The 15090-nt window shown below is 34.5% G+C and carries 13 protein-coding genes and 1 pseudogene; 4 read left to right on the top strand and 10 right to left on the bottom strand.

Features of this window, described 5'->3' with window-relative positions; translation table 11 throughout:
• Positions 1 to 81: 81 nt before the first annotated feature.
• A complete protein-coding gene (locus tag CO726_RS05965; protein ID WP_099683646.1) occupies positions 82 to 1722 on the bottom strand; it encodes a M20/M25/M40 family metallo-hydrolase in 1641 nt (546 codons plus the stop codon).
• A 75-nt stretch (positions 1723 to 1797) separates the two neighbouring features.
• A complete protein-coding gene (locus CO726_RS05960; protein WP_099683645.1) occupies positions 1798 to 2547 on the bottom strand; it encodes an IclR family transcriptional regulator in 750 nt (249 codons plus the stop codon).
• 266 nt (positions 2548 to 2813) lie between these two features.
• Between CO726_RS05960 and CO726_RS05950 the strand changes: the two genes are divergently transcribed.
• Both CO726_RS05950 and CO726_RS05945 read left to right on the top strand, forming a co-directional pair.
• Entirely contained in the window at positions 2814 to 4238 is a 1425-nt protein-coding gene (locus CO726_RS05950; RefSeq protein ID WP_099683644.1) for an amino acid permease, read from the top strand.
• 303 nt (positions 4239 to 4541) lie between these two features.
• A pseudogene (locus CO726_RS05945) lies at positions 4542 to 4616 on the top strand (VOC family protein); the annotation flags it as partial.
• Between the two features lie 67 nt (positions 4617 to 4683).
• On the opposite strand, the gene desA reads toward CO726_RS05945, so the two are convergent.
• From desA to CO726_RS05930, 3 genes are all read right to left on the bottom strand, one after another.
• Positions 4684 to 5715 (bottom strand): Delta(5) desaturase DesA, encoded by a 1032-nt coding sequence (gene desA / locus CO726_RS05940; RefSeq protein WP_099683643.1) that lies wholly within the window; start codon positions 5713 to 5715, stop codon positions 4684 to 4686.
• Positions 5716 to 6013: 298 nt separating this feature from the next.
• Positions 6014 to 8398 (bottom strand): immune inhibitor A domain-containing protein, encoded by a 2385-nt coding sequence (locus CO726_RS05935; protein ID WP_099683642.1) that lies wholly within the window; start codon positions 8396 to 8398, stop codon positions 6014 to 6016.
• Positions 8399 to 8657: 259 nt separating this feature from the next.
• Entirely contained in the window at positions 8658 to 10331 is a 1674-nt protein-coding gene (locus CO726_RS05930) for an alkaline phosphatase (protein WP_099683641.1), read from the bottom strand.
• 284 nt (positions 10332 to 10615) lie between these two features.
• Between CO726_RS05930 and CO726_RS05925 the strand changes: the two genes are divergently transcribed.
• Both CO726_RS05925 and CO726_RS05920 read left to right on the top strand, forming a co-directional pair.
• Entirely contained in the window at positions 10616 to 11098 is a 483-nt protein-coding gene (locus CO726_RS05925; protein ID WP_099683640.1) for a DUF2975 domain-containing protein, read from the top strand.
• Between the two features lie 10 nt (positions 11099 to 11108).
• Positions 11109 to 11324, top strand: a complete 216-nt coding sequence (locus CO726_RS05920) for a helix-turn-helix domain-containing protein (RefSeq protein WP_063547714.1) — start codon at positions 11109 to 11111, stop codon at positions 11322 to 11324.
• 40 nt (positions 11325 to 11364) lie between these two features.
• On the opposite strand, the gene CO726_RS05915 is transcribed toward CO726_RS05920, so the two are convergent.
• The 5 genes from CO726_RS05915 to CO726_RS05895 form a co-directional block, all read right to left on the bottom strand.
• Positions 11365 to 11664 (bottom strand): hypothetical protein, encoded by a 300-nt coding sequence (locus CO726_RS05915; RefSeq protein WP_099683639.1) that lies wholly within the window; start codon positions 11662 to 11664, stop codon positions 11365 to 11367.
• Between the two features lie 106 nt (positions 11665 to 11770).
• A complete protein-coding gene (locus tag CO726_RS05910) occupies positions 11771 to 12157 on the bottom strand; it encodes a DUF3887 domain-containing protein (protein WP_099683638.1) in 387 nt (128 codons plus the stop codon).
• Between the two features lie 2 nt (positions 12158 to 12159).
• On the bottom strand, positions 12160 to 12837 hold the full coding sequence (locus tag CO726_RS05905) for a YhfC family glutamic-type intramembrane protease (RefSeq protein WP_099683637.1): 678 nt from the start codon (positions 12835 to 12837) through the stop codon (positions 12160 to 12162).
• Positions 12838 to 12926: 89 nt separating this feature from the next.
• On the bottom strand, positions 12927 to 14243 hold the full coding sequence (locus CO726_RS05900; protein WP_099683636.1) for a GHKL domain-containing protein: 1317 nt from the start codon (positions 14241 to 14243) through the stop codon (positions 12927 to 12929).
• On the bottom strand, positions 14243 to 14977 hold the full coding sequence (locus tag CO726_RS05895; protein ID WP_099683635.1) for a LytR/AlgR family response regulator transcription factor: 735 nt from the start codon (positions 14975 to 14977) through the stop codon (positions 14243 to 14245). Before CO726_RS05895 ends, CO726_RS05900 begins: the two co-directional genes overlap by 1 nt.
• Positions 14978 to 15090 lie beyond the last annotated feature (113 nt).

The following is a 15090-nucleotide window of genomic DNA, read 5'->3' as shown; positions in this document are numbered from 1 at the left end:
AACGGCCAAACTCGAATATACTTGAGTTTGGCTGTTTTAGTTTTTAATTATATTAAAATAACTTCACTTATCCCTTCCCTACTACGCTTGTGTAATTTTATTAGAAACTAATAATTTTCCAATGCATTTCGGTAACATATCTAATAGCGTTTCAAATGCGTAATTTACATCTAGACGTTCTGTCCATTGATGAGCATCTTTTCCTACCGGCCCCATATTTAATACTGGGACGTCAAACTCTTCTAGTTCCTGAAGTGGAATTGAGTAACCTTTATCCCATAATGGCATATTATCTACAAGTGAACTCATTGAATCTAATGGGTTCTGTAAGCCCACATAGCTCAAATCTGAAATTCCTCCAAAATAGTTTTGGTTTTCAAATGTAATATTATGATTGAATTGTGCATACTTTTCCATTTCTGCAACTACCTCTTTAATTAACTGGTTGTTGCGTGAACTTACAGCTGGATAATATGGCGGAGCAAAGAAAAGGACAATCATCGGTGCCTTTTCTTTACATAAGATGGCTAGTTTATCTACTAAATCAATCGTTACCGCACGATCATCTTTATCTTCTCTATTTTTTATAATACTAGATTGAATATCATCTATTTTCTCTTGCCCCTGTTGTTCAATTGCATAAGTGATAAGCTCTTCATATGTCAATACATTTACTTTAAGATTAGGTGGTATGAATGGATTATATTTAGAAAAACGATATGCATGTTTTTCATACGACTCTTCTATTTTCTCTGCTACTTTCGTTACTTTTTGACGTAACAATGAAACGACATCTGTCATTGATTTTTCTAATAAAAACAAATTAAATAATGTGACTGCACGATGTGGAATTTGTACAGAATAATCCTCCTTTAAATCTCTTTGAAGTAAGTTAGTTGGCGGAGGACTCGCTTCCCCTTCTACAATATCACAAAGATCTGTGTTCAACTCTAATTCTGCTGTTATTAATGAAGCCATATAACTCCCATTTAAGCCTGCAAAAGGTTCACCTACATGTGTTTCTTTACCGTAGCAAAGAAAACCAGGTAACACTTTACCAATAGAACCAGTGTAAATATACTTATTTTGGTCACCAGGGTGCCTTGAAAACATAGGCTCTGAATTTAGTACCGTTTTATACTCCAAGTTATGTTCTCTTGCTAACTCTAGTAATCTTGGGACAGCAGCTCTCATTCCTACAGAGTTTACTTCTTCATCTGGTACAGCCAATAAAAGAACATTCCCATCAAATCTTCCTTCACAAGCTTGCTCAATCATTGCCATTTGTAACGTGAGGCCGCATTTCATATCCATTGTTCCTCTACCAAATAGCCAATCTCCATGTTCTATATCTTCACGTACATGTTCTGGAAGTTCATCTTTATGAGAATAAAACATAGATGTTAGCTTTTTAGGATTGAATGCATCTTCTTTCCACACTCCGTAATCTTGTACATCTACAACATCAAAGTGACTTACTAGAATTACGGTATTTTTTGTACTATCGCTTTTCTTTACTAGTGCTGTAACAAAATATCGTCCGTCCCCTGTCGGATTTTTTTGCAAATGGTGTGGATTTTCTTTGAAGTACTGTAAATCAGATAATTGTTCCACAACGAAGTCTGGCAATATTACTTCAGCTTCTGTACCTGTAATACTAGGAATTTCAACAAGACTGCTTAATAATTGAATTAATTGTTCTTTTGATTGCCACTTTGACATATAAATCCCCCTATTTTTCCGCATTATGAAAATGAATTCCAGTATATGAATAAAAAATGACGACAGTTATCAAAATTATAGTTCTGATGTACTGCCGATTTTTATTGATATTTCATGAGCTGCTTGTTTCACCTTACTAATAAGAAAAGAAAGTCGATCATCATTAATGCGATGACTAATTAACCCAACACTTAATGCTCCTACTACTTTATGATTAAATCCGATAATAGGTGCAGCTACTGAAGCTGTCCCTTCTGTTTTTTCTCCATAACTGACAGCATATCCTTCGTTTCTTATTTGCTTTATTTGATCAAGAAGAATTTGCTTTTGTTCTGGTAAAGCAGAAAGTAGTTGCTCAACAATATATTCCATTTCATTCTGTTTCATATTGGCAAGCATCGTTTTATTTGCGGCACCAATTGAAAGTGGAATCTGTTCCCCTAGGTTATCAATAACTCGAATTTTTAAAGGGCTATCAATTCTTTCAATGATAATAGAATGTGTTCCATTTGGAATGTTCAAATAAACACTTTCTTCCACTTCAGAGGCCAATCGCTTCATTACTTCTCTTGCGACTGATCTGTAGTCTACCTTCTCCAATTGTCGTAATCCTATTTCCATCCACATTGGTCCAATTTTGTACTGTTTCGTCTCTGAAATTTGCGTAACTAGCCCATGCTCGATTAGAGAGTTAAGTAATCTATGTACTGTACTAACTGGGAGATGTGTTCTGTCCGCTATATCAGAAATGGCCCAATACTCTTTTTCATTAGTAGAATTTAATAACTTTATAATACTTATCGCTCGATCAATGGACTGTACCATAACTCACCTCTACTTGACTTGTAATATGTTAGTACGCTCAATTACCTATCAATTTAACAAAAAATCAAAATGAAATCAATTCATTTATTTAATTTTCTAAAAATAAAAAATACTACGAACGATAATTCGAAAGCGCAAACAAAAAAATATTGACTTTTCTTTTTAATTATCTGAAAATTATAACAAGATTTCACATCACGGAATACATTCCATAATACGGAAAAACATCAAACTTTATTCTATCAACTACGAAAGTGAGGAAAACAATGGCACAAGTAAATAATACAAACAATGAATTAAAACGTACGATGAAAAGTAGACACTTATTCATGATTGCACTCGGTGGTGTGATTGGAACGGGGTTATTTAACGGATCTGGCTTTATTATAAGTCAAGCTGGACCTGGTGGATCCGTACTTGCCTTTATGGCCGGTGGATTATTAATGTATTTCGTTATGCTATGTCTTGGTGAACTCGCTGTAGCCATGCCTGTTTCGGGTTCTTTCCAGGAATATGCCACTAAGTTTATCAATCCTGCAACTGGCTTTACAATTGGATGGTTGTATTGGTTAAGCTGGGCGAATACGACCGGCCTTGAATTTACAACTGCCGGCATTACAATGCAGCGCTGGTTTCCTGATATTCCTGTTTGGGTTTGGTGTTTAATATTTGGCGTTACAATCTTCACTATTAACGCACTATCTGCTCGTAGTTATGCAGAAACAGAATTTTGGTTTTCAAGTATAAAAGTATCTGCCATTATCGCTTTTATTATTCTTGGCTGCGCCGCTATGTTCGGTTTTATTGATTTAAAAGGCGACGAACCAGCTCCGCTATTATCAAATTTCGTAAATCATGGTGGTTTATTCCCAAATGGACTTGCCGCTATTCTTTTAACAATGGTTACAGTCAATTATTCCTTCCAAGGTACAGAACTTGTCGGGATTGCAGCAGGTGAAAGTGAAGATCCAGCAAAAACTTTACCTCGTTCTATTAGAAATATTATATGGCGTACGATGTTTTTCTTCGTCTTAGCAATCTTTGTTCTTGTTGCTTTAATTCCTTGGGAAGAAGCAGGATTAACAAAAAGCCCGTTCGTTGCTGTTTTTGATAATATCGGTATTCCATATGCAGCTGATATTATGAACTTTGTTATTCTTACTGCTGTTCTTTCTGTCGCCAATTCAGGATTGTACGCGGCAACTCGCATGCTTTGGTCATTATCAAAAAATGAAATGGCTCCTGCCTTTTTAAAGAAATTATCATCGCGCGGAATACCTTTAAACGCTTTAATTATGACGATTGCTATTTCTGCTTTTTCCCTTTTGACGAGCGTTGTAGCTGCTGAAACGGTTTACTTATGGTTAATTTCCATTTCTGGAGTCATAACAATCATTGTTTGGATGTCAATTTGTGTTTCTCAATTCTTTTTCCGTAAACATTATTTAGCAGGCGGTGGAAAATTAGAAGACTTAAAATTTAAAACTCCACTTTATCCACTTGTACCAATTCTTGGTTTTGGACTGTATGGCATTATATTAATCAGTCTTATTTTTATCCCTGAACAACGACTAGGAATCTATTGCACTGTACCATTTATCATCTTTTGCTACACTTACTATCACTTTAAAGTTAAGAAAAGAATTTCTATTAACACTCATAGTGAAACTAAAATTAGCGAGACTATGTAATACTATACTTATATATAAAAGACCGCACATGGTTTTCAATTCATGTGCGGTCTTTTATCATTGTCACTTTTTCTATTCCCTTTTCATTCATTACCTCATACGAGTCAGTATTGCTATACACCTTTACTTGGATTGCAAGCTCTTTGAAGAACAATATCGATTTCCATAATGCGATAAACACTCCAATACTAGTAATTGGAATTTTTCACTTTTTAAAGGTTATTAATTTCCCTTACTATTACTGTTTTGATATATTGAATATACAATGCCATAAAATTTTAAAAGAGACAGGGGCTATCTACGATGATAAAAGGTTTCGGGGGAATATTTTGGAGAACTAAAAATATTGATGTTATAAAAAAATGGTACAGTGACATCTACTATTTAAACAAAAACTCCCCTAAAATCAAAAATGATTAAGGAGAGTCTTTTATATACGATGAAATTATAGTTCAGATTTAACCCGAACAGAAACATTATTTTTAATTATATTTTTGACATCTTTAAAGCTAACGAAATTGTTACTTTTCTCATCCCAAAGACGGAAACGAAGTGAACGCAAGCTTGTAGCAAGAGTAATCGTTGGTACATTTTTTAACGGAAGCGTATTATTGTGTGCCTCTTCTAGTTTATAGTTAGGTACTCTTGGGCTTAAATGGTGAACATGATGGAATCCAATATTACCAGTTAGGAATTGCAAAATTTTTGGAAGTTTATAAAACGAACTTCCTTCTACTGCCGCTTTCACATATTCCCAATCTTTATCTTCTTCAAAATAAGAATCCTCGAATGTGTGCTGTACGTAAAACAGCCAAATCCCTACTGAACCTGCTATTAAGAATATGGAACCATGTACTAACAGAAACGATTGCCACCCAATTGCCCAGCAAAGTAAAGCTACTAAAGCAACGATAATAATATTCGTCAAATAAGTATTCATACGTTCTTTCTGTCTAGCACCTTTTCGGTTAAATCTATTTTTAAGCAAGAATACATAAATTGGACCTAACCCAAACATAACGAATGGATTACGATATAAACGATATGCTAAACGAAGTCTAAATGGCGCAGCTACATATTCATCCACTGTAAGCGTCCAAATATCTCCTGTCCCTCTCTTATCCAAATTACCACTTGTAGCGTGATGAATAGAATGCTCATGCCCCCATTGATCAAACGGGAATAATGTTAAAACACCCATACATGTCCCAACTATTCTATTTGCACGTCGACTTTTAAAGAATGAATAATGGGTACAATCATGAAAAATTATGAAAATTCGTGTCATAAAACCAGCAGCTAGCAGAGATGGAACTAATGATAACCAATAAGAAACAGACAAACTTTTATAAGCAAGGTACCATAAAATAATAAACGGCACGATTGTGTTAATAAGTTGCCACGCACTTTTTTTAATTGTTGATTTTTCATAAGGAGCAACTTGTTTTTTTAAATTTTTAGTATTTTCTAATGTCATTTGTTTTAATTCCTTTCCTTTATGTTGCTAATTCATATTATAGCATACTATTAGTATCAGGTGTTAAAAGTAGATGTAATAAATATTATATAATATGAAAATCTCTTTTTTCTTACTCATTACTTACAAATTACTTACGTTCAAAATAGCGCTATAATTGAACAGATTGAACATTTTATTTATCAAATACATTTCCAGTCTTTACAATTAAAACTGAGAATTTTTTTACAAGCAGAAAAGAGCTGCCACAAGTCAGGTTTCATCGGCTTATGGCAGCTCCTCTTCATTTCATTTTATTTTAGCGATGGATCCAAACTGCACCTGCAGACTTGTCTTCAGCTTGACCTACTACTTCAAACTTCAATCCTAGTTTCGGCAACTTACGTCCGGCATCTGGAATAACGCTGTTGATGTATTGCTTAGAATCATCAAATTTTGCAACTCCTGGTAATCCTTTATAGTCAAAGATACCGCGAGTTGGCGAATCTACTCTCCATGCTGGCGTTTGATCAAATGAGAATGCCGCATCGGCAATTTGATAACGCGTACTGCTCTTCACAGTTGGTTGTCCGTTTAACGTTCCTACGATTGCCTCTGGATGAGAATCTACTACCCCAAGGAATCCTTCGCCTGGATGAACACCTACCCAGTTATCTGTAAAGCTTTGATCCGCATACCATACAACCATTCCTGTATTAAATACTGGACCACGTGCATGTTGTAACGCAGTGTCCGATCCAGCATAATTTCGCCACTCAATATAGTAGTTATTTTTTTTCTGTTCAAATCCGTTTGACACAGTAAATCCTTTTAGCGTCATTGCTGGCTGGCCTTCCGCATCATCAGAGAAAACAACTTTTCCATCTACAGTTAATGCTGCATTGTCTAACGCGAATCCTTTATAAGCTACTGCAATATCTGTTACATACTCAAATTGCAGTTTTACTTTCTTGCCTTTAAATTGGGTTAAATCGTATGATTTATCAATCCACTTACCATCCGTTGTATCTACGCCGCCTTTTACATCTTTTTCGCCCATTCGATCAATACGCGTCTTCGTTCCATCTTCTGTAATGGCATTTACGTCAAGGAAATCATACTTCGCTTCCAGTTCATAAAATGCCTTATAATCAAATTTAGCATCCGTTGCAGTCGTTAAGTCAAATACTGGTGTCTCCAGTGTTGTATGAATGTCATTTCCTTTCGTGCTGTAATAAAACTTCTTACCAAATGCTGATTCAATATTTTTTATATCTTTGTCTGGCAAATTAACACGAACGATTCCTGGTCGTTTTGATTTTGTCACACTTTGATCTAAATATGTTGCAGTACCGATTCCCGTGCGAAGTTTATCATAATCTACCTCAACGATATTCGCCCAGTTCCCCTTCATGTTCTTTTGGAAAAACTCTTTATTTTGCGGTGAGAAACTTGTTGGCTCTGTTCCTGCAATTTTTCCAGCCCAGCTACCGCCACTCATTAGGGACCAGGATTCAACTGGCTCACCTTGTCCTGAGTACTTTGTATCATACTCATCTGGTAAACCTAAATCATGACCGTACTCATGTGCAAACACACCAACTGCTCCGTCTTCAGGCTCGATTGTATAATCATATGCCGCCATCTTTCCGCCCCAGTTCGAAACAGAAGATTTTGTACCATCAATCGCATATGGCTTCGATCCAAGTTTTGAACGATGAGACCAAATCGCATCATCTTTCAATTTACCACCGCCAGCTTCTTGACCTACACCTGCATGTACTACCATTAAATGATCAATGATTCCATCTGGCTCATTTTTATTTCCATCACCATCTTGATCGTATTGATCAAATTGATCATAATCTGCTAAATTGATACCTTTTGCTACTGCTGCTTTCAATGCTTCTTTCACAAAATCCTTTGGGCCTAAAGGACCTTTGTTGTCGTGACCAGTTCCCGCATCCGCACCATAGTCCGATGCTTTCCCTGGAACAGTAAGCCATTCTGTTACAGTTCCATCAACTGTGTAGCTTCCGCCAGATTGTTCTTCATAATACTGTTTAAATGTATTAATCTTTGATCCATCAAATAACGTAAATGGCTCATCACCAAATAACATTTTTTGATAATGTTCACGATTAAAGTCCTTAGAATACATATAACCCGGTTCTTGATCAATATTATTATGCTTAAAATCGCTAAATTCTACGAGTAACACAAGTACTTTATCTTTTCGAACAGCCCCATTGTACTCAGCTTGCTTCGCTGGTGTAGTCGGTACTTTTCCATTTAATTTTCCAGGGTTCAATCCTGCACCTTGCTCAGCTACTGGTCCTACTTCGGGCTGCTGCGCTTGTTCATTTTCCTTCATTTTTGCATCTTTTACTTTTTTCATAAAATCTGAAGCTTCTTGCGTAAGGTTATCTCCTGTCATGCTTTCTTTTCCAGGGTTTTCCCCTTTCTTTTTCTCAACATATTTTTCGACAGCCTTTGATGTCTCAGCTTGTGATGCAGATTGATCAATTACTCCCCGTTGTTTCAGTGCTTCGGCCAAACGTTCCTCTGGTATTAAATGCTCATCTATTGGTAGAGATGATGGCGCATCAGCATACGCTGCATGACTTCCAAAAGCAAACGTACTACTTAGTACTGCTGCTGTTGTTAATACCGCTAATGGTTTTAATTTCTTTTTCTTTTTCAATGTATTTCCTCCCCAGTGTCTGCAAATTATCGTTTTTTGCCGATAATAACATAATATTCGTTATAATACGAATATTAAATCTTTTTAAAGTACTAAAATGTTGAGAAATATTTTTTCGAGGGTGAAAAACATAAAATAGGTAAATTTATAGGAAGTTCACTCTTGAATTTGTGATTCTCTTTCCTCTTTTTTTTCGAGTGAAATCTCATCTACACAAAAAATGCCAATTCCTAAGTACAAGTTAAGGAATTGACATTTTTTAAAGAGAATGCTTTATAAATAAACGGATTGCTTCTTCTGGTACATAGAACTTACCATTGCTTTCTACAACAACACTTCCTAATTCATAATCTTTATTCTTAATACGAATTATATTTTTGTTTACAAACAATTGAGCTTTTACATTATTACGTTTTACTATAAGCACCGGATTTACTGCATTATTATGATCTATTGTTACAGTTGCACCGTTTTGTTTAAAGGCTGATTCACTCTCTACAAATAATTTGTTTGTTACTTCTTCTAAATTAAAGCCCATTGCTTTCGCCATCTTTTTCGCAACGTCCGTGTTTTGGATTAAACCGTATGGCCTTTGAGGGCCGTAAGAATATAAAAACACATCCTCACCTGTATGCCCTCCTGTTGTGAAGCCTATATTCGCACGATTGGCCAATAATGTAGTAAGTATTGGACCTACATCCGTTTTCTTTTTTGCTGCTTTTAATCTTTCTTTTTCATAAAAAGTTAAATTGTCCAAACCGTATAATTTAGCTACATTTTCTACATTTGATAAATCAAATTTAAGTTTATTTGTAGTCCCTTCAAGCGTCATTTTCGCGTTTTTCAATGGTTCAATGTATGCAGAGACCGGCGTATTATTATATCCTTTTGTCGTATTCATATTCCCGATAGAAATACCGCTGTTACCATGGTCAGCCACGGCTATTAGCAGCGTATTACCATCTTTTTTTGCAAATTTTAATGCTTCCGCAACTGCATTATCAAATGCTAATACATCACTAATAATTCCAATTGGATCATTCACATGAGCTGCCCAATCTGGCTTACTTCCTTCAACAAATAAAAAGAAACCATTTTTATCTTTTGATAATGTTTGAATTGCTTTTTCTGTCATTTGAGAAAGTGTTGGTTGCTCCGGATGTGTTGCTATACGATCTATATCGAATGCAAGGGCATTAGGTGAAAAAGAGCCCCAAATTTTGTTAGATTTAGAGCCTAATAATGCTTCTTTCGTTTCAACAAAATCGTATCCTTTGTTTTGAATCACTTTTACTAAATCTTCACCATCTTTTCGAATTCCACTATCTGTATCAGGTAGCAGTGCCGCTTTCCCCCCGCCTAATACGACATCTATATTTTGATATACTTGTTGCTCCGCGAGCACTTCAAAATTCTTACGATTCACATGGTGAGCGGAGAATCCAGCAGGAGTAGCATGCTGAATTTCAGCTGTAGCAACAATTCCAGTTGCGCGACCAGTACGTTTGGCACCTTCTAAAACATTGGCCACTGGCCGTAACTTGTCCTCTTCTTTTATTGGTTTTAAGCCAGGTGAACTTACAATAGAAGGTAATACACCTACATATCCTGAATTCGATTTATTTCCCGTCGCTAAAGCTGTAGCTGCTGGAGCTGAGTCTGTTATAGCTGATTCCGCTGAATATGTACGAACACCTCCTGTTACAATTTTATCTAATGCAAGTGGTTTTCCTTTATACAAGCGAGCTAATGTAGTTGCTGAAGAACTCGTTCCGTCCATAACCATTATGATTACATTTTTCGGTTGACGTTCTACTTTTTTCACTTTAGCTTCCACCGTATGATCATTCATCATGCTTTCAGCACCTAACATACTTAGTGTGATTGTTCCTACTAGCAGTAACTTCTTCATCTTTAAACCCAATACAAACATTATTGCGCCTCCATTAGTTTCACATTCATTTACATACAAAGTTCTGGTTTCCTTTTACTTTTCACTACCTATATATGTTTTATTAGTTCCCAAATCTTATAAAGCTAACAATAGTTACTTTCTTATTCATTACATGTCGGTATAGTTTATCTATCTTATAAAGAATATTTTTCATTATTAACTTGTTTAACAACAAATCCCTAATTAAAATAAATAAAAATTTATTGTTAAACAATAAATTTCGTGGTAAATTAATAATATATTAAATAAATGAGGTGCTTTTTATGAAACAAGGATCAACACTCTTCTTAAAGACAGCTGTGATTCTAATGGGTATCCCTGTTCTTGGTATGTGCATTTTTTTAGTTCCTAAAATAGGAAACTTCGCCGCAGAACTATATCCTGATATTGCATATATTAAATATCTTGTATTTATCAACTTATACGCAACAGCAATACCTTATTATTTTGCGCTGTATCAAACATTTAAACTTTTAAACTATATTGATAAAAACAACGCATTCTCAAAGCTATCTGTTAAAGCTTTAAAAAATATTAAGTACAGTGCACTAGCAATTAGTGTATTATATGTATTAGGTATGCCACTTTTCTATCTTGTGGCAGAGAGAGATGACGCCCCTGGCATTATTATTATCGGAATGATTATGATTTTTGCTTCAATGGTAATCGCGGTCTTTGCTGCCGTACTCCAAAGACTATTAAAAGATGCTATAGATATAAAATCAGAAAATGATTTAACGGTCTGAGGTGAATAATATGGCAATTATTATTAATATTGATGTAATGTTAGCGAAAAGAAAAATGAGTGTAACAGAGCTTTCGGAGAAGGTTGGGATTACAATGGCTAACCTTTCTATTTTGAAAAACGGAAAAGCAAAAGCAGTTCGTTTTTCAACTTTAGAAGCCATTTGTAAAGCATTAGAATGCCAACCTGGGGATATTTTAGAATATCAACCTGAAGATATCGAATAAAAAGAGTCCTTCTCGTATGAAGGACTCTTTTTATTCGGTATTACGGCGCAAAACTAACTCGTCCAGTCAAAACTAAAATAATCGCGATGATCCAAAATATAAATAATGATAAGGACAGTATGAATGAAAGAATAGCAATCCCCTTCTTCTCTGTTCTTTTCGTCATCGTAATGACAGAAAGTATGATACCTGCAACTGTAATATAATCTCCCACTACATTACCCACATTCGCTATTCTTGTCGGTGTAATAAATACGAACAGAAAACATAAAATGCCGATGAGTAAAGATATGTAGCTTATTATACTGTACTTCTTTTTAGGAACTAGTTCAGTTTTCATACTAACCCATCCCTTCTATATAACTATAAGTTCATATTAGCAAAAATAACCATAATTTAATTAAAACAAAAAGCAGATACAGCGGAAACTCCCACTGTATCTGCTTTTATTTAATAACTAAACCTGCTATTTCTTCTTTATCATTATAAGTTATAATAAATGTCCGTTGTTCTTTACTATACTTCGCTACAAGAATAACAGTATATAAACCATCTTTTTCTTCAATCGATTGTTTTTCAATTTTTTCGAATGTACCAGCTTTCTCAATTACAGGTGTAAGATCTTTCATCTTTTCTTCTGGCAATGCAGCTTTCATTTTACTATCAAATTTTTCATGCACTTCTTTATATTTCGCCTCATTTAATAATGATACAATTTCTTCCGCTTTCGGAATAAATTTTTTAGACGTACTTTCATCTACTTTATTACCGGTACATGCTGCGAGCGCGAACGCCGCGATAGCACTTATCATAATAAGTAACATTCTTCTCATTTTCATACACCCTTTCTTTTTAAAATGAAACTATAACTAAAAACGAGTAAAGCACAAATTGCTATTGAAACTTCTGATATGATTATCCCGCTTTTTCCTGGTACATAAAGTGATATAATACCCGCTAATGCATTTGCAGTCCCATGGATAAGAATTGCATATACAACATAACGAAATTTCTTTTGGACTACAGCTTGCAATACAATGAAGGAAAGCCCAATATGCAATACCATCGCAAAGATGCGCTCAATACCGCCGAAATAATAACTGTCACCATTTTGGATGACTGTTTGTGACAATAATAGGGATATTACCGGGATACCAACTATCAATACTGCCTCAATACCACCATGCCCTGCCCCAAATAAAAAACCAGACTGCCAATCTCGTTGTTTCATAAAATAACGCATGGCGATACAACGAGCTACCTCTTCAAAAATTCCAGCTGATAAACTAAGCAAAAGTACAAATAGGACAGGCTGCATAACAGAAAACATTTGAAAATCTGTGCTAGTTCCATTTAAATAATTCAGTATTGGTATGCGAATCAATATTTGTGATACAACAAAAGCCAATACACCTAACATATATGGAATATAGCGTTTCTTCGAAAAAGCATATAAAAGTGTTATAAGCGGTAGACCAAAGCTAATCATTATTGTAAAAATAAGACCATTCATCTCGCTTCACCTCTTACTTGAAGTGTATAAAAACGAGTGAAGAAAGTATGTAGTTATTTCCTATTCGGTTTCATTTTCATCATAGATGGTCATTTCATTTCTTTTAATATAAATGTTTGTGTGAAATAAGGACTTACATAAGTTGTTTCTAACGTCGCATTATTTGTTTTATTCATGATACGTTTTAATGAGAATAGCCCGTATCCTCTAATCCCTTCTTTACTTGAATGGTTTTTCTCATAAATTTTTTGCAAATCAATCTCTTCACTCTTTGAACTATTACGCACGATAAAATATTGTCGTGAATCCATTTCAAAGAATGCGATTTGCAATATCTTTTCCTCACTTTGTACTGCTTCTTCAATTGCATTATCTACTAAAACTGAAATGATGCGAATAAATGAAATAATCGTCATTGAAACACTTTCAATGTTTTCTGGTATATCAAGCATTACTTTTATTTGTTGCTGCTGGGCAGTGCCGACTTTCGCTCTTAATACACTTCTTACTTCAGGAATATGTATGCGAGATAATTTTGCAATATCAAGTTCATGGTCATTTATTGTTTTTAATGTAGGTGCGACAACTTCATAATACACTTGCTCAATTTCTTTCACATTTTTTGTACGTATTCCCTCTTCTAACGATAGTAATACATTCATATAATCATGACGGAAACTAGCAAGCTCATCATGCATATCCTCTAATTTCTCCACATAATCTAATAACTCTTTATCTAAACGTTTTTCATGCTCTTCTCGTAACTTTTCTTTCGATAAGTGTGAGCTTATTAGTACAATGATTAGTAATAATAAAAAAATAATAATCGCTGAATTATAACTTACTTCACTGTATTGTTGATTTATTTTTGCTAAAAACTCAGTTGACGGCTGAGTTAAAATTAGTTCAATAATAAACCCGACAATTAATAATATGTAAGTTATATAATATAACGGACTACCTACTATATATTGAGCAATTTTTTGAATTCTTTTACGCGCTAATACAATACCGATAAAAGTAAGTGTCGATACGATAAGATGAATCATGCTACCTGTCCATAAATATAAATTGAATGGCGTTAACATAAAGATTTTCATTCCTAAATCGAAAAGTAACATTTTCACTAACGTTATAATCACCATACTCACCAGTGCAAAATATAAATTATGCTTAAATTTCAATTCATTTTGCATTAATCCTAAACTTATTAAAAATAACACAATCGTACTATTCAACTCTGGATATCTCGTTACTGTTACGACAATAGCAAGTAAAATAATGAATACCGCACTTAAAGCTATTAACATTCTAACTGACAATCTATTGTACCGGATTAATTGAATGTATAAAAACGTATGGCACATACTAGTAAGCAATATTGCAAATAAATCATAAATATACATTACATCTCACCCTTTAACATGTTACGTACTTTATTCACTAAACGCCGTGATACTGGAATGCGTTTCCCACTTTTTAAAACTATCGTTTTTTGCTTCGCATCGTAAGAAGACATTTGCTTCGTATTCACGATATATGATTGATGACAACGAAATAAACGTTCATCTATTATTTCTATCTCCTTTAATGTTCCATAAAAATAAACGATACGATCTAGCGTCACTAACGCTAAACGGTGCGGTTCATCAGTCATAACATATTCAACTTCATGAAAAGGAACCCGTACAGTCGCATTACTATTTTCAACGATAAAATCGTCCGATGGAACGATATGCTTATTACGCGCTTCATACTGAAGTAAACATTGTTCAAAAACTTTACGCCTCTCCTCGTATGGCAATCCTTTATCAATAAAAGTTAAAGCTGATACCATGTATTGATATGAAATAGGTGCAAATTCAGAATGCGTCGTTACAAACACAATAATCCCTTGCGTGTCATACTTCCGTATTTCTTGCGCCACTTGTAAACCTTTACGCTCTTCTCTTTTTATCTCTATATCTAAAAAATAGATTGGGACATACCTCGCCTTAGGAATATTAGTAATAATGTTTTCACTTTTACTAGTTACCTCAATAAAGTCAAAAGGCAACATATATTTATCACAAATCTCTTCAACTAGCCGCTTCATTTGCTGTGCTTGTATGACATCGTCTTCTAAAATGAAAATACTCATGTGATCACTCTCTTTATTGAAATCTTTTCATCTATAGATTTATCTATAACTATATAATTCAAATTGTAATACTAATCTCCTTCTAAAGAATTGAAATAATTAATTTGCTATTA

The organism is Bacillus fungorum (genome assembly GCF_002746455.1).
Taxonomy (GTDB): Bacteria; Bacillota; Bacilli; order Bacillales; family Bacillaceae_G; genus Bacillus_A; species Bacillus_A fungorum.
Note: the sequence above shows the minus strand (reverse complement) of the source record. Positions and strands in the feature narration are given on the sequence as shown.

Bases quoted from the DNA above. Each gene is read 5' to 3' on its own strand.
- CO726_RS05965 (WP_099683646.1), bottom strand. From the start codon at position 1,722: ATGTCAAAGTGGCAATCAAAAGAACAATTAATTCAATTATTAAGCAGT.
- CO726_RS05960 (WP_099683645.1), bottom strand. From the start codon at position 2,547: ATGGTACAGTCCATTGATCGAGCGATAAGTATTATAAAGTTATTAAAT.
- CO726_RS05950 (WP_099683644.1), top strand. From the start codon at position 2,814: ATGGCACAAGTAAATAATACAAACAATGAATTAAAACGTACGATGAAA.
- desA (WP_099683643.1), bottom strand. From the start codon at position 5,715: ATGACATTAGAAAATACTAAAAATTTAAAAAAACAAGTTGCTCCTTAT.
- CO726_RS05930 (WP_099683641.1), bottom strand. From the start codon at position 10,331: ATGTTTGTATTGGGTTTAAAGATGAAGAAGTTACTGCTAGTAGGAACA.
- CO726_RS05925 (WP_099683640.1), top strand. From the start codon at position 10,616: ATGAAACAAGGATCAACACTCTTCTTAAAGACAGCTGTGATTCTAATG.
- CO726_RS05920 (WP_063547714.1), top strand. From the start codon at position 11,109: ATGGCAATTATTATTAATATTGATGTAATGTTAGCGAAAAGAAAAATG.
- CO726_RS05915 (WP_099683639.1), bottom strand. From the start codon at position 11,664: ATGAAAACTGAACTAGTTCCTAAAAAGAAGTACAGTATAATAAGCTAC.
- CO726_RS05910 (WP_099683638.1), bottom strand. From the start codon at position 12,157: ATGAGAAGAATGTTACTTATTATGATAAGTGCTATCGCGGCGTTCGCG.
- CO726_RS05905 (WP_099683637.1), bottom strand. From the start codon at position 12,837: ATGAATGGTCTTATTTTTACAATAATGATTAGCTTTGGTCTACCGCTT.
- CO726_RS05900 (WP_099683636.1), bottom strand. From the start codon at position 14,243: ATGTATATTTATGATTTATTTGCAATATTGCTTACTAGTATGTGCCAT.
- CO726_RS05895 (WP_099683635.1), bottom strand. From the start codon at position 14,977: ATGAGTATTTTCATTTTAGAAGACGATGTCATACAAGCACAGCAAATG.